This is a genomic window from Agromyces sp. 3263 (genome assembly GCF_031456545.1).
In the GTDB taxonomy this organism is placed as follows: Bacteria; Actinomycetota; Actinomycetes; order Actinomycetales; family Microbacteriaceae; genus Agromyces.
On record NZ_JAVDUV010000001.1, the window covers coordinates 898,654 to 919,722 of the forward strand.

Sequence of the window (21,069 nt, forward strand, 5' to 3'; positions counted from 1 at the left end):
CGTCAGCCCAGTCGCAGCCACGGCCCGTGGCCGGGCAGGAGGACCTCGACCGGCAGCTCGTCGAGCACCGTGGCCATCGACGCGTGTGCGACCGGGTCGTCGTGATTGAACATGGATGCCAGCACATGCGGCCCGTGCTCCCGAGACGTCGGATGTCCCGTGACGATGCCGTCGCCGCTGACGAGCACGCCGTGGTCGGGCAGCCAGTACATGAGGTGGCCCGGCGTGTGCCCGGGCGTCAGGACCGGAATGACCCGGTGCCCGCTGAAGCGGTGCTCGCGACCGGGCTCGATCGGGCGCGGGTCGGGCACCCCCACGTCGGCGAGGCCGCCCGCCGCGATCGCGCGCGCCGTCCATGCCATGACCGACGGCCGCCAGAGGCTCGGCAACAGGTCCTGCACGCCCACCTGGTGCGTCACCTCGCGCGTCACGTTGGGCAGCTCGTCGGCCGACGCCAGCACCGCGGCATCCGGCCACTCGGCCAGCAGCCCGCGGACCGCGCCGATGTGGTCGCTGTGCCCGTGCGTGATGAGCACGGTGGTGAGCTCGCCGCCGACGTCGTCGAGCACGCGGGAGACGCGTCGCAGGTCGCTCGGGTAGCCGGCGTCGATGAGCGTGAGCGTGCCGTCGCCGGACAGCACGGTCCAGTTCACGAGCGGCGTCTGCACGAAGTGGATGCCGGGTGCGATGACCTCGACGTTCGGGTGCGTTCGCCCAGCGGTGCGCATCATGGTCGTGACGGTCAGGAGGTCTGGGACACGATCGCCTGGGCGACCGCCGGCGCGGCCGCCCCCTCGATGGCGTAGAGGGAGTCGCCGATGGCGAGGTACGCGATCGCGGCCCGGTTCTCCGCCCCGTTTCCCACGGCACGGGCGTCGGCCGGAGCATCCGCCAACTCGAACGGCGTGAACGCCAGGTTCACGTCCGACGCCGACCACCGATCGAAGAGGGACGCGAAGCCCCGGGCGGTCGTGATCACGAGCACGGGCTTCCCGTCGACCCGGACGTCGCAGGTGAAGGTGCGGGCGGCGGCGGCGACCGCCTCCTCGAAGGAGCCGGGTGCGGCGGCATCCGGCTCGCTCGCGACGATCTCGACCGCCGAACCCTCGGGCACCCCGAGGGCGTCCTGGATGCCCGTCGCGTCCAGGTCGCCGGCGCAGAGCGCGTCGCCCTGCCGCACGGCGACCGCGGGCCAGGTGAGGCGCGAGGCATCCGCCTCCTGCAGCACCGGCAATGCCGCCTCGCCGACCTGTGCGAGCCGGTCCATCATCGTCTCGGCGCCGAGCCCCGCGAACCGGCCGCCAGTCGAGGTGAGCGCGGCCGCGCTGAGCGTGGCCTGCATCCATCCGCCGGCCACCGGCGCCGAGAGGCGCCATCCCGCGTCGCCTCCGGCAACGGAGGCCTCGGTGCCGTCGATCGGGCGCGTCATGGTCGACGGCCCGTCGCCCATGGCGAGCGGCACCCACTGCGCGCCCGCGCCGGGCAGCAGCTCGACGGTCAGGTAGGCCCAGTCGCTCGGCGCGTTGTACTCGGGCATTCCGGCGCCCACCCGCCAGGAGCAGGCGAGTCCGCCGGCCCCGGTGAGCAGCGCCTGGTCGAAGGCCACCGACTCCTTCACCGCCGCGACGGGCTCGACGGCGACCCCGTCAGCACCCTCGAGGGCAGCGGCGACGACCTCGGCCGGCACGAGCTCGTCACAGGTGAGCGGGCCGGATGCCACGGGCTCGGGCGTCGGTGACACCGACGGGCTCGACGTGGGAGCCGCCACCGGGGTGGCGAGGCATCCGGTGAGGGAGAAGAGGACCAGGCAGGCCGTGGCGGCGACGGCGGCGTTCAGGCGCACGGCACGAACCTAGCGCCTCCGCCGCGTCGGCGACCAGCGAACGACGTGCGACTCGCCGCACCACGCCGCGCCCCCGCCGCCGCCGCGCCGCAGCTGCCGGCTCGGTCGGGCGCCACCCTCGAACTCGGTCAGGCGCCACCCTCGAAGCGGGCGTCGCCCTCGGCCAGGGCGACGGCGATGCGGGTCCGCTGCTCCTCCGACAGGTCGCCGAGGTCGTCGAGACGTCGCCATCCCACCTCGGTCATCTCGCCGTCGGCCGGATAGGGCTCGCCCTCGAGCCACGTGCAGCGGAACGTGAGGTCGAGGTAGTCCGCCTGGTCGCCGTTGTCGTAGGTGATCCGCGGGATCTGGTGCACCCACGCCAGGCGGTCCGCCCGGATGCGCACGCCCGCTTCCTCGAGCGCCTCGCGGCACGCGGCATCCGCCGGCTCCTCACCCGGGTCGACGATGCCGGTGATGGGGGTCAGCGCGCCGTTGTCGGAGCGGCGGCCCAGCAGCACCTCGTCGCCACGGACGATGACCGCGGTCACGCCGACGAACGAGAGCGGACGGGTGCCGAGGTGCCGGCGCAGTTCGAGCACGAAGTCGGGAGTGGCCATGCAGGCCACGCTACCGAGTGAGGTGCATCAGCTGCTCGGCCACGAGCACGACCGCGAGCAGCACCATCGCCGCGCCCGAGACGCGCGAGACCACGCGCATGGCCGACGGCCGTGCACGGATCACGGCCTTGGCGCCGACGCCCACGACGGAGTAGACCAGTGCGCAGCTGCCCACGAAGATGAGGCCGAGCACCGCGAGCTGCACCGGGATCGGCCAGTCGCCCGCGGCATCCGTGAACTGCGGCAGCAGCACGACGAGCACGAGCAGGCCCTTGGGGTTGAGTCCGCTCACGCCGACCCCCTGGGCCAGCCGTCGCCACGCCCTCGACGCACGCTGCGGGCCCGGCTCCCCGGCCGTCGCCGCGGCGGGCGGGTGCAGCAGGATGCGCACGCCGAGGTACGACAGGTAGCCCGCCGCTGCCAGGGTGAGGATCACGAGCGCCCACGGCAGCGCCGCCAGCGTCGCGCCCACCCCCACCGCCACCGCGGCCACCGCGACGAGATAGCCGAGGAGGATGCCGCCGAGCGCGGGCACGATCGTGCGATCACTCGTGCCGGCGGCGATGATGTAGGCCCAGTCGGGCCCGGGCACGAGCACCATGAACGTCATCATCGCCCAGCAGGCGAGCAGCAGTTGCACGTCCATCGCGTCCCCGATCGTCGTTCCGATACGACGAACGTACGGAAGATCGGCTGGAAGGTGGTTCCAACTTCCTCCGCTACGGCGCCCAGCTGTGGAAGAATCCACCCCATGGACGCCGTCGACCGGAGAATCCTTGCCGAGTTGCAGCACGACGGTCGACTGAGCCTCACCGACCTCGCCGAGCGGGTGCAGCTCAGCATGTCGCCGACGCACCGGCGGCTGCGGGCGCTGGAGGAGTCGGGGGCGATCACCGGCTACCGGGCGGTGATCGATCCCGAGGTCGTCGGGCTCGGCTTCGGCGCGCTCGTGTTCGTCACCATGGACCAGGCGAACCGCGCGACCATCCCCGCGTTCGATGCCGCCGTCGCCGAGATCCCCGAGGTGATCCAGGCGCTGCGGCTGTTCGGCGATCCCGACTACCTGCTGCGCGTGGCCGTGCCCGACCTTCCCGCGTACCAGCGCCTGTGGGACGAACGCCTCTCGGCGCTCCCCGGGGTGCGGCGCGTCGAGTCGACCCTCGTCATGAAGACGATCGTCGACGACCGCTCGCTGCCGATCTAGCGGCCGGCGCCACGCAGGAGGTCGGGCGAGCTCACTCGGGTCGGACGACCGCCACCCCCTGCGACGGCAGCACGAGGCCCGCAGCGCCCGACCCCGTGAGCAGGTCGGTGCCCTCGACGACGAGTTCGACCTCGTCGGCGCCGTGGTTGATGGCGAACACGAGGCCGCCACGTCGCACGACCTCGACCCGGCCGCCGTGCGCGACCGACGAGGGCAGCTCGATGCCGGCCTCGTCGACGATCCGGGTGACCAGCCGGCCGAGCGCCTCGGCTTCGGGCAGCGTGGCGACGTACCAGGCCGCGCCTCCCCCGCCGGCGGCACCGCGACGTGTGACGGCAGGCCACCCGGCGAGCGCGCCCTCGGCGAACGTCGCCTCCGTCGCGGCATCCTCGACCCGCACGTACTCGGCCCAGACGGCACCGGATGCCGCGCCGCCGAGCACGTCGCCGTCGAGGGCGACCGGCGGTGCCGCTCCCCCGCCGACGGCCCGGAGGTCGGGTGCGGCCGGAGGCGCGAACTCCTCGATCCACACCCCGAGCGTGCGCCGCAGCGGCTCGCCGAGGTAGCCGCCGAGCCGCACGTGCAGGTGCTCGTCGGTGATGCCCGTGCCGAAACCGACGACGAGCGTGCCCCCAGCCTCCGCGAACGCCGCCAGGTTCTCGAGCTGCGCGTCGGTCGCGACGAAGTGGGTCGGTGCGACGACGAGCCGGTAGCCCGACAGGTCGGCGTCGGCTCGCACGAAGTCGACGGTCAGCCCGAGCGAGGTGAGGGCGTGATGCCACGCGAACAGGGTCTCGAGGTAGGAGACCGAGGTCGGCGAGGCCGGCTGCTCCACGGCCCACCAGCTGTCCCAGTCGAGGGCGATCGCGACCTGCGTGGGCACGCGGCTGCCCTCGAGACCGACCTCGGGCCCCGACAGCCGCTGCAGCTCACCGCCGAGCTGCTCGATCTCGCGCCACACCCTCGTGTCGGTGCCGCCGTGCGGCACCATCCCCGAGTGGAACTTCTCCGAGCCCGCGGCCGACTGCCGCCACTGGAAGAAGAGGATGCCGTCGGCTCCGCGTCCGACCGCCTGGTACGACCACGCGCGCATCTGCCCGGGCGCCTTCGCCGCGTTCTGGGGGCGCCAGTTCACCGCGCCCGGCGACTGCTCCATCAGGATCCACGGCGCCCCGTCGCCGAGCGAGCGCATGAGGTCGCGCACCATGGCGGCATACGGCACCGAGATCGGGTCGGCCGGATCGGGGTAGGTGTCGTCCGAGACGAGGTCGACCTCGCGCGCCCACTTCCAGTAGTCGACGGGCTTGAAGAACCCCATGAAGTTCGTGGTGACCGGCATCTCGGATGCCGCCCGGATCACCTCGACCTCGGAGCGGTAGCAGGCGAGCAGCTCGTCGCTCGAGAACCGGTCGAAGTCGAGCAACTGCGTCGGGTTGCGGAAGCTCGGCGCGGCGCGCGGCGGCTCGACCTCGTCGAACCCGTCGTAGCGCTGCGACCAGAACGCCGTGCCCCAGGCGCGATTGAGCCCGTCGATCGATCCGTACTTCGCCTCGAGCCAGGTGCGGAACGCCGCGGCCGACACCTCGCAGTAGCAGTGGCTGACGTGGCATCCGTACTCGTTGTTCACGTGCCAGAGCTCGAGGGCCGGATGCTGCGCGTACCGCTCCACGAGTCGCGTCACGAGCTGTCGCGCGCGCTCCCGGTAGACGGGTGAGCTCGGGCAGTACTGCTGCCGGCTGCCCACCGCGAGCCGCACCCCCTGCTCGGTGACGGGCAGGGTCTCGGGATGCCGCTTCGCGAGCCACGGCGGCGGCGACGCGGTCGCCGTGGCCAGGTCGACCCGGATGCCCCCGTCGTGCAGGGTGTCGAGCACGTCGTCGAGCCAGGCGAAGTCGTACTCTCCCGGACGAGGCTCGAGCCGGGCCCAGGAGAAGACGCCCACCGTGGCGAGGGTGATGCCGCCGCGCTGCATGAGGGTGACGTCCTCATCCCACACCTCGCGCGGCCACTGCTCGGGGTTGTAGTCGCCGCCGTACCAGATCGTCATCGGTCCATCATCCCTTCACGCCGCCGGTGGCGAGCCCCGACTGCCAGTACCGCTGCAGGAAGAGGAACGCGAGCACGAGCGGCACGATCGACACCAGCGATCCGGTGATCACGGTGGAGAACAGCGCCTGCGAGCCGCCGCCCGCGTTCGCCGCCGACTGCAGCTGCGCAAGCCCCACCGTGATCGGGTAGAGGTCGGAGCTGTTCAGCATGATGAGCGGCAGGAAGTAGTTGTTCCACGTCGCCACGAGCGAGAAGAGGAACACGGTGACGAGGCCGGGGCCGAGCAGCCGCAGTCCCACCTGCCAGAAGATGCGGAACTCGCCCGCACCGTCGACGCGCGCCGCCTCGATGAGCCCGTCGGGGATGGCATCGGCGGCGTAGACCCGCATGAGGTAGACCCCGAACGGACTCACCAGCGACGGCACGATGACCGCCCACGGGGTATCCGTCAGCCCCGCCGCCGAGAAGAGCAGGTAGGTCGGCAGCGCGAGCGCGGTGAGCGGGATCATGATCGCGCCCAGCGTCGCGCTGAACAGCGCCTTCTTGCCGGGGAACTCGTACTTCGCGAACGCGTAGCCGGCCATGGTGGCGAGCAGGGTCGCGCCCGCTGCCGCCGAGACCGAGTACGCGAACGTGTTGACGAGCCAGCGAAGGAAGATGCCGTCGCGCACCGTGAACAGGGTCTGCAGGTTCTCCCACAGCGAGAAGTCGCCGCCGAACCACAGCCCGAACGTCGAGAACAGCGACGCGTTGTCCTTGGTGGAGGAGACGAACAGCCACCAGAGCGGCAGCACGAAGTAGAGCACGCAGAGCCAGAGCAGCACCGTGAGGAGGGTGCTGCGGCGGCGCTCGGGAGCGAAGTGCCGGGCGGCGCGGCGGGAGCCGGCGGCGTCGCCGACCGTGACGGCCGCGCGGGTCTCGGTGGAGGTCATGGCATGCTCCGTTCGCGTCGCTCACGGCGTTGCGTGCCGAGCTGCACGAGGTACGAGATCACCGCGATGACGAGGCCCAGCAGGAACGCGACGGCCGCCGCGTAGTTCAGCTCCTGGTTGATGAACGCCAGGTTGTAGGCGTAGTAGTTCGGCGTGTACGAGTTCGTGATCACGTCGGGCGCGATCGTGTTCAGCAGGCTCGGCTCGGCGAAGAGCTGGAACGAGCCGATGACCGAGAAGATCACGGTCAACAGGATCGCGGGGCGGATCGCCGGGATCTTCACGCTCCACGCGAGACGGAACTGTCCCGCGCCGTCGATCTCGGCCGCCTCGTAGAGCTCGGCGGGAATCGACCGCAGGGCGGCGTACATGATGATCATGTTGTAGCCGACGAACTCCCACGTGACGATGTTCATCATCGAGCCGAGCATGTTCTCGGCCGAGAGGAACTCGGGCGTTCCGAAGCCGAGGGCGCGCGACATCTGGGCGAGCGGGCCGAAGTCGGGGCCGTAGAGGTAGCCCCACATGAGGGTGGCGACGACCGCGGGAACCGCGTAGGGCATGTAGATCAGCAGCCGGATCGCCTTCGACCCGCGGGCACGGAAGCTGTCGAGGGCGAGCGCGAAGAACAGCGCGAGGCCGAGCATGATCGGCACCTGCACGATGAAGAACAGGCCGACGCGCCCGAGGCCGCCGAGGAAGGCGGGATCGGTGAGGGCGCGCACGTAGTTGCCGAGGCCGTTGAAGACCTCGCCGCCGATGAGCTTGCTCTCGAAGAGGCTCAGGTAGCCCGAGTAGACGAGCGGCACGACCAGCATCGTGATGAACACGATGAAGAACGGCAGCAGGAACAGGTACGCGGCTCGGTACTGCTTGCGCTTCGCGGTGCTCGTGCGGCGCTTCGGCGGTGGCACGGACGGGCGCTCCGCGGTGAGCGCCGGGGAGGTCGACATGACGGGCTCCTTCTCGTGGTGGATGGACGACGGGGTGGGGACGCCCGCCCGCACGTGGCCTGCGGTGGCGGGCTGAACGGCCGGCGGGCGCCCCGCGGGCTCACTCGACGGTGAAGCCCTGGTCCTTCGCGTACTTCACGAGCTGGTCCTGCCACGTGTCGAGCGCGGCCGAGATGTCACCCTTGTCGGCGATCACCGTGCCCATCGTCTCCTCGTAGCTGGAGTACACGTAGTCCATGAACGGCAGCCACTCGAAGTCCGTGTCGACCGTCGTCGAGATGTCGGCGAAGAGCTTGTTGACCTCCTGGCCGCCGTAGAACTCCGACTGCTGGTCGACGAACGCGGGGTCCTCGAGCACCGAGACCTGCGGCGGGAACAGGAACTGCTCCGTCGCGAGCTTCATCGCCGACTCCTCGTCGTTGTTGATGAACTTCGCGAGCTCGTAGGCGGCGATGGGGTTCTTCGTCGACGCGAGCACCGCGTCGGACGAGCCGCCCCAGTTGCCCGAGACCTCCTCGCCGTCCGTCCACTGCGGCAGCGGCGCGGCGCGCCAGAGGCCCGACGTGTTCTCGGCGGTGCCCTGCAGGAAGATCGGACCCCACGCGGCCGTCAGCCAGCCGGCGTACTTGCCGTTGGCCAGGCCCTGGTACCAGGTGTCGTTGAAGTCGACGTCGGTCGAGATGAGGTCGGCCTGGATCAGCTGCGTCCAGTAGTCCGCGACCTGCTTCGCCTCGTCGCTGTTGACGTCGATCTTCACGGTCTCCTCGCCGTCGTAGCCGAACGGCTTGACGCCCGCCTGCCAGAAGAAGCCGATCATCTGGCCGGCCTGGGTGGCGCCGAGATTGGAGATGTACGAGCCCGTGGCATCCTTCACGGCCTTGGCGGCGGTGGCGTACTCGTCGTAGGTCGCGGGCGGCTCGGTGATGCCGGCCGCAGCCAGGATGTCCTCCCGGTAGAGGTTGCCCATGGGGCCGACATCCTGCGGGATCGCCCACACCTCGTCGGCGGGCGAGACCTGGTTCCACGCCCAGTCGACGTAGTCGTCGGCCAGGTCGTCGGCGCCGTACGGCGTGAGGTCGAGCAGCGACTCGGGCAGCACGAACGAGGGGATGTACTGGTACTCGATCTGTGCGACATCCGGTGCGCCCTCGCCTGCCTCGATGGCGCTGCGCAGCTTCTGGTAGTGCGGCAGGCCCTGGCCGACGTTCTCGACCTTGACGTCGATCGCGGGGTACTTCTCCTCGAAGAGCTTGACCTCGTTCTCGATGTCGGGCACCCACGTCCAGAAGGTGAGCTTCGTGGGCGTCTCCATCGCCTTGTCGATGTCGTCCTGGCTGACCGGACCCTGGTCGGATCCGCCTCCGCCGCTGGGGCTGCATCCCGACATGACGAGTGCGATCGAGGCGGCGCCGGTCACCAGCGCCAGTGCGGTCTTGCGTGCCTTCTTCATGATGACTCTCTCTGTGGTTGGGTCGGATCAGGCGATCCCTTGGTGCTCACTCGCCGACGAAGGTCCGCGTCGACCAGGCCGGCAGTGAGACATCGGTGCCCGTCGGGAGCTGGTCTCCGGTGACGGGGTCGGTGACGGATGCCGCGAGCGTGACGGCCTGCGGCTCCCATCCCCAGTTGAAGACGAACCAGGCGCGGCGGCCGTCCGGCAGGGCGCCCGATGCGATGGTCACGGGCCTGCCGCCGGCCGGCGCGAGCTCGGCGAGCTCGCCGGCGATCGGCGACGGCACCGCCCAGCGCACGAGGTCGGCCGCCAGCGCTGGCGACGGCACCGTGCCGACGACGGTGATGCGCCCCGACCCGTGCCCGTTCGTCGTGACCGCCGGGAAGTCGCCGAAGCGCGGGTGGTCGTAGCGCGCGAGCGTCTCGGCGCCGTCGGCGATGAGGCCGTCGGCCCAGCGCCGGGCGACCGCGTCGTCGGATGCCGCGAGCGACCCGCTCCCGCTGACCGGCACGTCGTGGCGCAGGTTGGAGAACTCCTCGTACCGCACGCCCGCCGCCTCGCGCAGCCGCGCCGGGGCGACCTCGACCCGTGCCCGGGCCTCCTCGTCGCCGTAGCCGGTGCGGATGCCGAGGATGAGGTGCCCGCCTGCGGCGGCGTAGTCGCGCAGCAGGTCGAGATCCGCGTCGGATGCCACGTACAGCGCCGGCGCGACGAGCACCGGGAACCGGGCGGCGAGCTCCTCAGCGCCGAGGGCGAGCGCCTGCGACACGTGCAGGATGCGCGACTGCGCGCCCGCGTCGATGACGCCGCGATGGAACGCGTCGACGATGTGCTGGTACGACGTCCGGTCGGGCCGCCCGTCGGCCGTTGCGAGCGGCGGGAAGAACTCGAGCGCGAAGCGGCTGTCGTTCGACCAGAGGATCGCGACGTCGGCGTCGGGTTCGTAGCCGTCGAGCGCCGTGCCGATCGCCTGCAGGTCGGCGCCGACCTCGGCGAGCTCGCGGTAGACCCGGCCGGGTTCGAGGCTGTGCGGCAGCACGCCGCCCCAGTAGGTCTCGGTGCCGTAGGGCAGGGTGTGCCAGTGCCAGTACTCGATCATCGACGCGCCCCGCGAGATGAACGCGAAGGCGGCCTGCTTCAGCTGGCCCGGGTAGGGCGGCAGGTTGAAGTCCGATCCGCCGATCGACTGGGCGTCGGTCTCGGTCACGAGGAACCGCGCCTGTTTCGACGAGTACATGCGGTCGGCTTGGCGCAGCATCGCGGCGACTCCCGACGTGGTCCACGGCGTGACGGGGTCGAGGTCGAGCGTGGCGTCGAGGTGGTCCTGCATGGCGTAGTAGGGGTTGCCCGCGGTGACGTCGAGCGCCTCCACGAGCTGCTCGTCGGCGAGGGCCGGACGCGGGTAGGCGATGCAGGTGGTCACGAACTGGCCGGGCTGCGCGTACTCGCGCACGATGCCCGCCTGCCAGGCGATGAACTCGGTCGTGAGGTCGGCCTGGTAGCGCCGCCACGCGAGGTCGTACTGGGGCAGGGTGTTGCCGTCGGGGGTCCACAGGTCGGACCAGTCCGACAGCCGGTGCGACCAGTAGGTGAGGCCCCACTCGCGGTTGAGCGTCTCGACCTCGCCGTACTGCGCCTTCAGCCGGCGCACGAACCGCTGGAAGGAGCCGCGATTGTGGAAGAGCTCCATGCCGGGTTCGTTGTCGAGCTGATAGCCGATGACGGCGGGGTGGTCGGCGTAGCGGGCGACAACCGCGCGGATGACCCGCTCGGCGTGGAACAGGAACGCCGGGTGCGAGTAGTCGACCTCCTGGCGGGCGCCCCACGGCACCCGCTCTCCCGTGCGGCGCTCGGCGGCGATCTCGGGATAGGCGGTCTGCAGCCACGGCGGCACCGCGTAGGTGGGCGTGCCGAGGATGACCCGGATGCCGCGGGCATGCGCGCCGTCGAGGACGGGCTGCAGCCAGTCGAGGTCGAACTCGCCGTCGCGCGGCTCCCACGTCGACCACACGGACTCGCCGACCCGGATGACCGTGAAGCCGGCATCGCTCATCAGCTCGAGGTCGAGCTCGGTGCGCTCGTCGCGGTGGTACTCGGCGTAGTACGCGGCACCGAAGAGGACTCCGCTGGGCAGGTGGGCGGGGTTCGAGTGATCCATCGAGTCGTACTCCGTTGTCGGCCGAGCAGGGTGGGTGAGTGTCGAGATGTTTTCGACAACATCATGTCGAGACCAGAATGTTGCCGATAACATCGGATGTCAAGAGCACATCTGGAATTCGTTGGATCGGAGCATCGTGGGAGCGCGACCACCCGAGAGGAGCCCGCACGTGGAGCCCAGCGGCAGGCCGGCGACCATCTACGACGTCGCCCAGGCGGCCGGCGTCTCGCACCAGACCGTCAGCCGGTTCCTCAAGGGGTTCACCGGCATCCGGCCCGAGACCCGGCAGCGCGTCGAGCGCGCCCTGGACGAGCTCGGCTACCGGCCCAACCTCACTGCGCGAAGCCTCAAGTCGGGCCGCTCCCACCGCATCGGCGCGCTCACGCACGAGGTGTCGCACGTCGGCCCGAGCCGCATCGCGCAGGGCGCGAGCGTCGCCGCCCGGGAGGCGGGATACGTGCTCGACCTGGTGTCGCTCGACGTGGAGGACCCTCGCGCGATCGAGGAGTCGCTCGAGCTCATGGCGCAGTTCGACCTCGCCGGCGTCCTCGCCCTCTCTTCCACCGACGCGATGACGCGGGCGTTCGAGGCCACGCGGTTCCGTGTGCCCGTGCTCATCGCGGTCGCCTCCGACGACGACGGACGCCGCACCGATCCCGCCGCGGTGCACCTGCATGAACTCGTGGGCCACCTCGCAGGCCTGGGGCACCGCCGCCTCGTGCACATCGCCGGGCCCGCGGAGTGGCCCGCCTCGCGGCTGCGCCTCCGCGCGTACGATGACGCGGTGCGCGACCTGGGCCTGGCTTCGGTGGGGGTGCTGTCGGGCGACTGGTCGGCCCGCTCGGGCTACGACGCGATCATGGCCCTGCCGGAGCTGCCCGAGGCCACCGCCTACCTGGCCGCCAACGACCAGACGGCGCTCGGCGCGATGCTCGCGCTCAAGGAGCGCGGCCTCCGTATCCCCGACGACGTCAGCGTCGTCGGCATCGACGACGTCGCCGATGCCGCGTTCTTCGACCCGCCGCTCACGACCCTCCACCTCGAGTTCGAGGCGCAGGGCCGGGCCTCGGTGCTGCAGCTCATCGGGAGCATCGAGGGCGTCGATGGCTCACGGCCCGACCTCCCGACGCCGCACCTGGTCGTGCGAGGGTCGTCAGGGCCGGCGCCGGCGTCCACGCGGCCCTGAGCCCGCGGCATCCGACTCACCGACAGCCGCCGGCCGCCGGCCCTCCCGCCTCGCGTGCTCCATCACGGCTGCGTCGTGTGCGCGGCGAGGAAGGCGAGCGTCTCGGCGAGCGCCACCTGCGCCTCCTCGAAGTCGAGGTGGAACTGGTACTCGTGCGGCAGCGCCGGCTGGTGGTCGGCCGCCCAGAACAGCTCCGTCGTCTCCACGCCGGCGTCGGCGAGCGCGTCGCTCATCGGCACGGATTGGATCCAGGTGAGCGCGTCGCCGTTGCCGCCGCTGATGAAGGTGGGCGGGAAGTCGTCGGTGACGAACTCGATGGTCGACATGGTGGTGCCGGCATAGCTGCTCGACCAGTCCTTCGTGCCGGTGTACGCCCAGAGCGCCACCTTGAACCCCCACTGGCCGATGCCGTTCAGCTCCGCCATCGCCCGCAGGTCGTAGACGCCGCAGTTCAGGATGGCGCCCACGAGCTGATCAGGTTCGAGGGCGGGGTCGAGGCCGAGCAGGTGCGCGTACTTGTCGTTCGTGGTGAGCACCGCCAGCTGGCTGGCGAGCTGCGCCCCTGCGGAGTCGCCGGCGAGCACGAGCTGGTCGGGGTCGACACCGAGCTCCTCGGCGTGCTCGACGACGTAGGCGAGGGAGTCGTTGAGCTCCTGCAGGGCGGTGGGATAGGTCGCCTCGGGCGCGATCGTGTAGTCCAGCCCGATCGTCGTGTAGCCGTGGCTCGCGAGGATCCGCAGGTACGGGTCGACGTTCTCCTTCGCCCCTGAGATCCAGGCGCCGCCGTGCACCCAGACAACGGTCGGGTGCGGCCCCGGGGCATCCGTCGGCGTGAAGACGTCGAGCAGGGTGTCGGCGCCGCCGGGGTCGCCCGCGCCATCCGTGGGCACGTCGAGCCGCGCGTCCACACCGGTCTCGGGTACGAACGGCTCCATCTCGGCCACCGTGTCGGCAGCACCGCGCTCGAAGACGGCCCGGATCGCGAGCGACGCGGGCCACGGCGTGCTCGAGAGTACGAGCGAGACCGCGACGACGACGAACGCCGCGATCAGCGCGGCGAGCGTCCACCTGCGAGCCCTCGCCGAGAGCCCGGGTCGGCGGTCGAGCAGCGGGTCGGATGCCGCGGCGCGCGGGTTTCGGCGATCGGTGGTCACGCCTCATCGTTGCAGCGTCCCGTGCCCGTCGGGACGGGACGCGCCGCCGCGGCATCCGTCGCCCGTCAGTCGACGAGCGCCCCGGCCGTCACGTTCACGATCACGCCGGTCATCGAGCGGGCCCGGTCGGATGCCACGAACGCGAAGTACTCGCCGACCTCGTCGAGCGTCGGCAGGCGCCCGAGGAGCGTGGTGCTCGCGAGGGCCGCGAACCACTCGTCGCGGGTGATCCCGCCCGCGTCGGCCATGCGGCCGAACATCTCCCCCGTGTACGAGCGGTCGTACGCGTCGGCCATCGCGTGCGGCCGCACGCACACGACGCGCACGCCGGCCGGGCCGAGCTCGCCGGCCAGGGCCCGCGAGAACCCCTCGAGGCCGGCGCTCTGCGCGGCGTTGCCGATCAGGCCGTTGCCCGTCAGCCGGGCGCCCGGCGTGGAGACCGTGAGGATCACGCCGCTCCCCTGCCGCACCATGTGGCGGGCCGCCGCCTTCGCGGTCACGAAGTTGGTGCGCAGGTACCCCGTCACGGGGTGCAGGTAGGCGTCGAGGCTCGTGTCGGCGATGGGCAGGCCCTGCACGTGGTCGAAGCCGACCGTGTTCAGGGCGATGTCGATGCGGCCCGCGGCATCCGCCACCTCATCGGCATGCCGGTCGACGGCGTCCTGGTCCATGGCGTCGACCACGGCGATGTCGACGGATGCCCCCTCGGCACGTGCCGCGGATGCCGCCGCCTCGAGCCGCGGCAGGCTCCGCCCGGCGAGGAACAGCCTCGCGCCCTCCCGGGCGAAGGCCTTCGCCGTCGCCGCGCCGATCGATCCGCCACCGCCGTGGATCACGGCCACCTTGTCCTCGAGCAGCATCACGCCGCCTCCTCTGCTTCCATGGTCTGTTCGTACCGGCCGAGGATCTCGGTCCAGCCGGCTTCGTGCTTGGCCGCCGCCTCGGCGTCGGTCAGCCTCGTGTGGTGCACCTGCACGACGGTCGCCTCGCCGTCGGGCTCGAACGTCACGTGCACGACCGAGTCGACGTGGTGCGTGTGCTCGGATCGCCAGGTGAACTCGAGCTTCCGGGGTCGGTCGATCAACCGGTAGACGCCTGAGTGCGTGATGGTGCCGAAGCGGTCGCGCATCGTGATCGAGAACGCGCCGCCCTCGCGCGGGTCGGCGACGACGACCGATGGCTCGCCGGTGTCGTCGCGGCGCATCCACACCGCGAGGCTCGCGGGGTCGAGCCAGGCGTCGAAGAGCCGGTCGGCGGATGCCGCGATGCGGCGTCGTACGGTCACGGCCGTCATCGCGGGCTGCCGTCGTCGGTGGCGGTGGCGGTGGCGGCGTCGCTGCCGTCGTCGGTGCGGGTGGCGCTGCCGTCGTCGGTGCCGGCGTCGCTGCCCGCGTCGTCCTGCAGCACGAACGCCTCGAGGGCGGCGAGCCGCTGCTCCCAGAACTCGCGGTAGCGCTGCATCCAGGCGACGGCCTCGGCGAGCCCCTCGCCCCGGAGCGAGAGCACGTGGTCGCGGCCGCGCACGGTGCGCTGCACCAGCTCGGCACGTTCGAGCACCTTGATGTGCTTGCTCGTCGAGTTGAGCGAGATCGGGAAGGCGCTGGCGACCTCGGTGACCCGCGCGTCGGAGACGAGCAGCCGGTCGAGGATCGCCCGCCTCGTCGGGTCGGCCACCGCGCTCAGCACGGCGTCCATCTGATATTCACCCATACGGGTGAATATACGCCCGCGCGCGTCGGACGTCAATCGTTCCGCACGCACCGCCGCCGCCCCATGCCGGAATCCCGCTCCCGCGGTGGAATCCCGAGCGGCGGGGATTCTCTTGCGGGAACGGGATTCCGGCGGACGACGCCCTAGGCGCGACCCCCGCGACGACGCCGGATCCCGGATGCCAGCAGCATGCCGCCGAGGACCACCACGAGTGCTGCGAGGGCGAGTGCACCCCCCAGTTCCACGCCGGTGTGCGCCAGGTCGGAGCCGCCGCCGGCTGCGGGCGTCGAGGGCGATCCCGGCGCTCCGCCGGCCGAGCCGTCGTCGTCGCCCGGACCCGTCGGCCCACCCGGCTCCTCATCCTCGACCGGAGCCAGCTGCGTCAGGGACACCGGCGTCGTGAAGATCACGCGGTGCGCCGAGATGTGGATGTCTGGCGTGAGCACCTCGTACTTCGCGCGCACCCAGAATGCGGCATCCTCCTCGACCTGGATGGTTCGCGACTCGACAGGCCCGGGCTCGAGCACCTGGTCGTGCGGCACCTGCTCCCAGTGGAACCTCCCCTGGTAGATGTCCCAGCCGTAGCCCACCGAGAAGTCGAACCCGCGGCTGTACGCCGGATACCGGTTGCTGAACGTCAGCGTGATCGGCGTCTCCGCGGTCTCTGCGGCTTCTGCGGCCTCGGCCGCGTGAGGGGCCCGCGCCGACGAGGCATCCGTCGCCGACATGGTCGCCCAGAAGTCGTTCGAGATCTTCGGCTCGCTGGCGCACCGTTCCGACCCGTGGTTCGCGTACGCGCCGAGCACCTCGCCGTCGAGCAGGAACTCGACGCCCGTCATGGCGGTCAGGTCGTACGTGCCGGTGATGACCGGCTTGTCGATCCAGACCGTGGCGAAGACGAGCGGACCGTTGCACATCTTGTAGCGCATCGTCGCCTGGGTGATGTCGCCCGTCGAGTTCTCGTACACGAGGTCCATCGCGTTCTCGTTCTCGGGATTCTGGGTCATGGTCACCGCGGACGGGGCGGTCTCGGCGATCGTGAAGGCGTACTCGCGCTGCTGGGTCAGCGAGCCGTCACCCGCGATCGCCCAGACCCGCGCCGTGTAGTCGCCGGGCACGACCGGCACCGCCGACGACCGGCGGCTGTCGGCGTCGAACATCGGGTCGACCGACAGCTCGAGGGTCTCGTCGAGCGCGATCGCCCCGCCGTCGCTTTCGATGACGATGCGAACCGGGCCGATGCCGCCGAACGTGATCTCGGCTCCCGCGGTCGCGCTCCCGTCGGCACCGTAGTCGGCGAAGTCCCACAGGTCGTAGATGACGAGGCTCGCGACGTGCAGTTCCGCCTCCGCGTGACCCCGGTCGGACTCGATCCGCACGACATGCGAGCCCTCGGCGGCATCCGCCGGCACGTTCAGGTATCGGGCCACCTCGCCGCCGTTCCCGGCACGGCCGACTGCCACGGGCTCGCCGTCGAGCGAGATCGAGTACTCCGCTGCCGGTGCGAGCCCGACCGCCTCGACGCTGAACCCCTTGCCGGGCCGCACCCACTCGGGCGCCACGGTGACGGCGAGGTCTTCGTCGCCCACCGTCGGCTCGCCGGGCGTCGAGACGACGAGGTTCGTCACGCGATTGGTGTCACCGAAGTGGACCCGGCCGAGATACCGCGATCCGGGGGCGAGCCCCGACCACGACACGTCGACGGATGCCGCTTCACCGAGCTTCATCGGCAACACGGCGGGATCCGCGGTGAGGTCGCCGACGTTCGCGTCGCCACCGAGGAAGTAGCTCGTCAGCTCGTAGTCGAGGTCGCCCTCGCCGGCGAAGAAGTCGACCTCCAGGACGTAGCGACCGCTCGAGGCCAGCGGCACGACGATCTGCTCGTCGGCCTTCGGCGTCGTGGCCTCGCGACTGAGCCAGCTGCTGCCGTACGGGTCGAGCTGGTAGAGGCGCAGGTCGAGGTCGGCGGCATCATCGGCCGCATCGAGGTCGAACCGCGCGGAGGTCGTGCCCTCGGGGATCATGATTACCTGGCGGTCGCGCGCGCCGCCCTCGGTGCCACGGCCTCGCAGGACGTGGCCCTGGACGAGGCCGTCGACCGCGATCGGGACGTCGAGCGTGTCGCCGGCCGAGACCGGGATCTCCAGCGAACCGTCGGTCCCTGCTCCGGCGGCCTCGGCGGGAACGCTGAGGACGACCGGCCGCACGGCGAGCGGCGTCGTGACGGTGCCGTCGGCCCCGACCCAGCGCAGCGTGCCGGTGGTGAAGGCGTCGAGGGGGGCATCCGTCCGCCGGAACGTCACGGTGTACGACACCGCCTCGCCCGCCGCTGCGAAGTCGAGCACCGACGGCGAAACGGTGACCTCGACCCCCGGCATGTCCACCGGCTGCGCCTCGTAGTGCCCGGGCGCGGTCGCCGTGACCGTGCGGGTCACCGTCTCGACGCCGGCAAGGGCGCCGACGGAGATCGACGCGAGGTTGAGGTTCGAGGGATCGACGGGTTCCACGCCCACATCCACGAGCCCGAGGCCCTGGACGTATCCGTACCAGTCATCGACGTCGTTGAGGTAGAGGAATCCGGGTTCGAAGTACCGCCCGGGGTCGACGTGGCCGGCGCCCTGGAGGAACGGGTCGTCGACCGGCTGGCCTGCGCGGTCGACGGTGTCGTACGCGGTCGTCATGAGGGCCGACTTCACCTCCGCGGGCGACGCGTTCGGCCGTTCACCGAGATACAGCGCCGCGAGCCCGGCGACGTGCGGCGAGGCCATCGACGTGCCCGACAGGAGCTGGAAGCGGGGAGCCTCGCCCTCGGCGTTCGCCGCATCCGCGAGGATCGCGACGCCGGGCGCCGCGAGGTCGGGCTTCAGCACGTCGCCGCCGTCGGCGAGGATGGGCCCGCGCGACGAGAAGCCCGCGACCTGCGGCGCCGGGGCGGAGGGCCCGCCGGTCGTGTTGCCGTCCTCGAGGGTCACGGTCGCCCCAGCCGTCGCGGCATAGCCGCTGACCGCGTCGTAGGCCTCCGCGTCGAGGTGCACCGTCGGAACCGAGTGGGTGTCGAGGTCGATCGAGTTGGGCCCGGGGTTCACGAGCACCATGCCGATGCCCCCGACGCGGGCCACCTCGGCCGACTTCGCCACGCGGTCCACCACGCCTCGCTCGCAGAGCACGATGGCGCCGGTCGTGCGCGCGGGGTCGAGGGTGCCCGGTCCGCAGAGCCGCGGCTCCTCGGCGCCTTCGACGCCGCTGACGGATGCCGCGACGAGCGGCCCGGCGAGCGACCCGCCGGCCGGCACCGTGATCGACCCGCCCAGGAAGGTTCGTCCGTCACCAAGGCGAACACTCGCCTCGTAGCTCGGGATCGTGGATGCCGCGACCGTGGTGATCCACGGCGCCGCGTTGTCGGCGGTGGAGGCCTCGGGCCCGTCGTTGCCGGCCGAGGCGGCCACGAAGATGCCCGCGGCCGCGGCGCGCAGGAACGCCTGGTCGGTGAGGGAGACGGTCGTGATCGCCGCACCGCCGCCGATCGAGTAGTTGATCACGTCGACGCCATCGAAGACCGCGGCGTCGATCGCGGCGAGGAGGTCGCCGGTGGCGCATCCATCGTCCTGAGGAGTGGGACCCGACCAGCAGGCCTTGTACACCGCGAGCTTGGCGGCGGGCGCGACGCCCGAGATCTCGCCGAGCTCGCGCCCGGCGACCTCGGCCGGCACGCCGTGGTCGCCGACGGCCGTGCTCGCCGTGTGCGAGCCGTGGCCGTTGCCGTCGCGGGGCGAGACGTATTCGGCGCGGTCGGCGCCGATCGAGGCCTCCTCGAAGTTATCGAGGAAGTAGCGTGCGCCGATGAGCTTCGTCGAGCAGTCGTCGGCGGTGAACTGCTCACCGGTGACGCAGGCGCCGCGGAACCGCGTGCCGTCGGCCTTGTCGAAGACGATCGACTCGCCATCGCGATACGGCTCGGCGCCGGGTGCATCACCGAGCGGCTCGCCCGCGAACGACGGGTTCTCGGGTGCGACGCCCGAGTCGATGATGCCGACCACGACCCCCTCGCCGGCCGACTCGACGCCGCCCGTGGCGTCCCACACGCCGCCCTCGCCGCCGAGGCCGAGGAAGTCGGTCGAGGGCACGGCCGCCTGCAGGTGCAGGAGCTCGTCCTTCACGACCGCGAGGACCCGCGAGTCGGCGGCGAGCGCGGCGGCCTGGTCGGCGGTCAGCGTGCTGCTGAAGCCGTTGGTCGCGAGGGTGTACGAGCTGGTGATGTCGGCCCCGACCGATTCCGCCACCGCCTCCTGCTCCTCGCTGAGGTGGTCGGCGTAGGCGACCGCTCGCTTCGAGCGAGCGGCGAGCTCCTCCCCCTCCGGTGCGCGCGTCGCCGAGAACGAGCCCGTGCCCCCGGCGTACGTGGCGACCGCCTCGTCGCGGAGGGTGACGATGTAGCGCCCGTCCTCGAACGGGGCACCGTCCTTCGCCGTCGCCTCGACCGCGGTCGGCGGTGCGGTGAGGGGTGCGATCGGAGTGGCTGTGTCGTCGGCCGCGGCGGCCGACGCAGGCCAGAAGGCGGTGCCGAGCGTGAGGAACAGGGCGGCGGCGGTGAGGGTCGCGGTCGAGCGACGCCCTCCCGTCACGATGGCGGAGCGGGTGCGTGTGGTCACGAGGATCCTTGCTGGGAACGGATACCGGGGCGTCGTGCCATTCGACGGCCGACGATCGTCCCATTGTGTGCGAGCCGAACCTCGCCTCGTTGGCCGATATCGGCCAAAGACCGGAGGTGGCCACGGCACGAAACGTGACCGTTACACGCGCGGTCGGAATGTCAGAGCCAGCCCCGCCTCGCGGCTTCGACGCCCGCTTGGAACCGGTTGCCCGCACCGAGTTCGGCGAGCAGTTCCTGGCTGCGCCGACGAAGCGTGCGGGGCGACATCCCGAGCTGCCTCGCGATCGCGTCGTCCTTCATCCCGACGGCCATGAGCGTGAGGATCGACCGTTCCTCGAGCGAAGGTCGCCTCCCGAGCTCCTCGGCCATCGTGGAGCCGGATGCCCCGCTCGCGACCTGCTCCTTCGCCTCGGGCAAGGGCATCGCTCGAGCCCAGTGGAACTCGAAGAGCTCGCGGAGGGCGCGCACGAGCGGCGGCGCGTGCGTGATGAGTGCGTCGATGCGGCCCGGCTCGAGGCTCAGCGACACGAGCGCGATCTCATCGTCGACGATCGCGAGCTTCACCGGAAGGTCGTCGGTGATGCGCGACTGCTCGCCCTGCTCCGCCAGGCGTTCGACCTCCTCCCACGTCGCTCCCTGGTCGAAGCTCTCGATCGTGTAGACCGCGCGCCAGTCGACTCCGCGCGCGAGCACCGATGCCTCGAACGGGTCGAATGACGCGGAGACGTAGGGCGGTCGGTCGAACGCGAGGAACTCACGCCGCGCCTGATGCTGCAGCCTCGCGTACCAGCCGGCGACCGTGTCCGGATCGGTCAGGACGACCGTCTGGTGCGAGGCGGCATCGCCGGGCGTCGCCGCGTCGAAGTACTCGACGAGCATCGGGATAGCCTCGCGGATGCGAAGGGCCTGGTCGCTGAGCCGATCGATGATCGCTCGCAGGGCATATCGCGGATCGACGGCCGCGTACTCCGGGGGTTCCCCCTCGAGACGTGACACCAGTCCGAGTTGCCGGAGGTTCTCGAGGCGCTCGAAGGCGATCGGTTCGTCGAGCTCGAACTGGCCTGCGATTGCGGCGACGCTCACTCGCCCGGTCATGAGCACGTGCACGTAGAGTCGCTCGCTCGCGGCACTCAACCCGGCGAGGTCGAGGAACGGCAGGTCGTCGGCCACGTGGTCA

17 protein-coding genes are annotated in these 21,069 nt (G+C 71.3%); 2 read left to right on the top strand and 15 right to left on the bottom strand.

Annotated elements, in window-relative coordinates; genetic code table 11:
* Positions 1-2: 2 nt before the first annotated feature.
* The 4 genes from J2X63_RS04055 to J2X63_RS04070 form a co-directional block, all read right to left on the bottom strand.
* Positions 3-731, bottom strand: a complete 729-nt coding sequence (locus J2X63_RS04055; protein ID WP_309974156.1) for an MBL fold metallo-hydrolase — start codon at positions 729-731, stop codon at positions 3-5.
* A gap of 11 nt (positions 732-742) precedes the next feature.
* On the bottom strand, positions 743-1,843 hold the full coding sequence (locus tag J2X63_RS04060; RefSeq protein ID WP_309974158.1) for a hypothetical protein: 1,101 nt from the start codon (positions 1,841-1,843) through the stop codon (positions 743-745).
* Between the two features lie 128 nt (positions 1,844-1,971).
* Positions 1,972-2,442, bottom strand: a complete 471-nt coding sequence (locus tag J2X63_RS04065) for an NUDIX domain-containing protein (RefSeq protein WP_309974160.1) — start codon at positions 2,440-2,442, stop codon at positions 1,972-1,974.
* Between the two features lie 10 nt (positions 2,443-2,452).
* Positions 2,453-3,088 carry a LysE family translocator gene (locus J2X63_RS04070; RefSeq protein WP_309974162.1) on the bottom strand — a complete coding sequence of 212 codons (636 nt, stop codon included), beginning with the start codon at positions 3,086-3,088 and terminating at the stop codon, positions 2,453-2,455.
* 105 nt (positions 3,089-3,193) lie between these two features.
* On the opposite strand from J2X63_RS04070, the gene J2X63_RS04075 reads away from it, so the two are divergent.
* Entirely contained in the window at positions 3,194-3,646 is a 453-nt protein-coding gene (locus J2X63_RS04075) for an Lrp/AsnC family transcriptional regulator (RefSeq protein WP_309974164.1), read from the top strand.
* A gap of 31 nt (positions 3,647-3,677) precedes the next feature.
* On the opposite strand, the gene J2X63_RS04080 is transcribed toward J2X63_RS04075, so the two are convergent.
* From J2X63_RS04080 to J2X63_RS04100, 5 genes are all read right to left on the bottom strand, one after another.
* Positions 3,678-5,693: a beta-galactosidase gene (locus tag J2X63_RS04080; protein ID WP_309974166.1), complete on the bottom strand. Its 2,016-nt coding sequence runs from the start codon at positions 5,691-5,693 to the stop codon at positions 3,678-3,680.
* 7 nt (positions 5,694-5,700) lie between these two features.
* Entirely contained in the window at positions 5,701-6,627 is a 927-nt protein-coding gene (locus tag J2X63_RS04085) for a carbohydrate ABC transporter permease (protein WP_309974168.1), read from the bottom strand.
* Positions 6,624-7,580 (bottom strand): sugar ABC transporter permease, encoded by a 957-nt coding sequence (locus tag J2X63_RS04090; RefSeq protein WP_309974170.1) that lies wholly within the window; start codon positions 7,578-7,580, stop codon positions 6,624-6,626. Before J2X63_RS04090 ends, J2X63_RS04085 begins: the two co-directional genes overlap by 4 nt.
* Before the next feature lie 100 nt (positions 7,581-7,680).
* Positions 7,681-9,030 carry an extracellular solute-binding protein gene (locus tag J2X63_RS04095; protein ID WP_309974172.1) on the bottom strand — a complete coding sequence of 450 codons (1,350 nt, stop codon included), beginning with the start codon at positions 9,028-9,030 and terminating at the stop codon, positions 7,681-7,683.
* A 46-nt stretch (positions 9,031-9,076) separates the two neighbouring features.
* Positions 9,077-11,191, bottom strand: coding sequence for a beta-galactosidase (locus J2X63_RS04100; RefSeq protein WP_309974175.1), 2,115 nt, complete (start codon positions 11,189-11,191; stop codon positions 9,077-9,079).
* A 169-nt stretch (positions 11,192-11,360) separates the two neighbouring features.
* Between J2X63_RS04100 and J2X63_RS04105 the strand changes: the two genes are divergently transcribed.
* A complete protein-coding gene (locus tag J2X63_RS04105) occupies positions 11,361-12,377 on the top strand; it encodes a LacI family DNA-binding transcriptional regulator (RefSeq protein WP_309974176.1) in 1,017 nt (338 codons plus the stop codon).
* A 62-nt stretch (positions 12,378-12,439) separates the two neighbouring features.
* Here J2X63_RS04105 and J2X63_RS04110 read toward each other — a convergent pair whose 3' ends face one another.
* The 6 genes from J2X63_RS04110 to J2X63_RS04135 all read right to left on the bottom strand — a co-directional run bounded on the left by J2X63_RS04110 (position 12,440) and on the right by J2X63_RS04135 (position 21,062).
* Positions 12,440-13,531, bottom strand: coding sequence for an alpha/beta hydrolase (locus J2X63_RS04110; protein WP_309974178.1), 1,092 nt, complete (start codon positions 13,529-13,531; stop codon positions 12,440-12,442).
* 65 nt (positions 13,532-13,596) lie between these two features.
* The gene (locus J2X63_RS04115; protein ID WP_309977783.1) at positions 13,597-14,391 is read right to left on the bottom strand and encodes an SDR family oxidoreductase; all 795 of its coding nucleotides are present in this window, start codon (positions 14,389-14,391) and stop codon (positions 13,597-13,599) included.
* Positions 14,391-14,825, bottom strand: a complete 435-nt coding sequence (locus J2X63_RS04120; RefSeq protein WP_309974180.1) for an SRPBCC domain-containing protein — start codon at positions 14,823-14,825, stop codon at positions 14,391-14,393. The genes J2X63_RS04115 and J2X63_RS04120 overlap by 1 nt, the downstream gene beginning before the upstream one ends.
* Complete coding sequence (locus tag J2X63_RS04125; protein ID WP_309974182.1) at positions 14,822-15,241, bottom strand: metalloregulator ArsR/SmtB family transcription factor; 420 nt, start codon at positions 15,239-15,241, stop codon at positions 14,822-14,824. Before J2X63_RS04125 ends, J2X63_RS04120 begins: the two co-directional genes overlap by 4 nt.
* Before the next feature lie 143 nt (positions 15,242-15,384).
* Positions 15,385-19,890 (bottom strand): S8 family serine peptidase, encoded by a 4,506-nt coding sequence (locus tag J2X63_RS04130; RefSeq protein WP_309974184.1) that lies wholly within the window; start codon positions 19,888-19,890, stop codon positions 15,385-15,387.
* A gap of 161 nt (positions 19,891-20,051) precedes the next feature.
* Positions 20,052-21,062, bottom strand: coding sequence for a helix-turn-helix domain-containing protein (locus J2X63_RS04135; protein WP_309974185.1), 1,011 nt, complete (start codon positions 21,060-21,062; stop codon positions 20,052-20,054).
* Positions 21,063-21,069: the final 7 nt, after the last annotated feature.

Bases quoted from the DNA above. Each gene is read 5' to 3' on its own strand.
- J2X63_RS04055 (WP_309974156.1), bottom strand. From the start codon at position 731: ATGATGCGCACCGCTGGGCGAACGCACCCGAACGTCGAGGTCATCGCA.
- J2X63_RS04065 (WP_309974160.1), bottom strand. From the start codon at position 2,442: ATGGCCACTCCCGACTTCGTGCTCGAACTGCGCCGGCACCTCGGCACC.
- J2X63_RS04070 (WP_309974162.1), bottom strand. From the start codon at position 3,088: ATGGACGTGCAACTGCTGCTCGCCTGCTGGGCGATGATGACGTTCATG.
- J2X63_RS04075 (WP_309974164.1), top strand. From the start codon at position 3,194: ATGGACGCCGTCGACCGGAGAATCCTTGCCGAGTTGCAGCACGACGGT.
- J2X63_RS04080 (WP_309974166.1), bottom strand. From the start codon at position 5,693: ATGACGATCTGGTACGGCGGCGACTACAACCCCGAGCAGTGGCCGCGC.
- J2X63_RS04085 (WP_309974168.1), bottom strand. From the start codon at position 6,627: ATGACCTCCACCGAGACCCGCGCGGCCGTCACGGTCGGCGACGCCGCC.
- J2X63_RS04090 (WP_309974170.1), bottom strand. From the start codon at position 7,580: ATGTCGACCTCCCCGGCGCTCACCGCGGAGCGCCCGTCCGTGCCACCG.
- J2X63_RS04095 (WP_309974172.1), bottom strand. From the start codon at position 9,030: ATGAAGAAGGCACGCAAGACCGCACTGGCGCTGGTGACCGGCGCCGCC.
- J2X63_RS04100 (WP_309974175.1), bottom strand. From the start codon at position 11,191: ATGGATCACTCGAACCCCGCCCACCTGCCCAGCGGAGTCCTCTTCGGT.
- J2X63_RS04115 (WP_309977783.1), bottom strand. From the start codon at position 14,391: ATGCTGCTCGAGGACAAGGTGGCCGTGATCCACGGCGGTGGCGGATCG.
- J2X63_RS04120 (WP_309974180.1), bottom strand. From the start codon at position 14,825: ATGACGGCCGTGACCGTACGACGCCGCATCGCGGCATCCGCCGACCGG.
- J2X63_RS04125 (WP_309974182.1), bottom strand. From the start codon at position 15,241: ATGGGTGAATATCAGATGGACGCCGTGCTGAGCGCGGTGGCCGACCCG.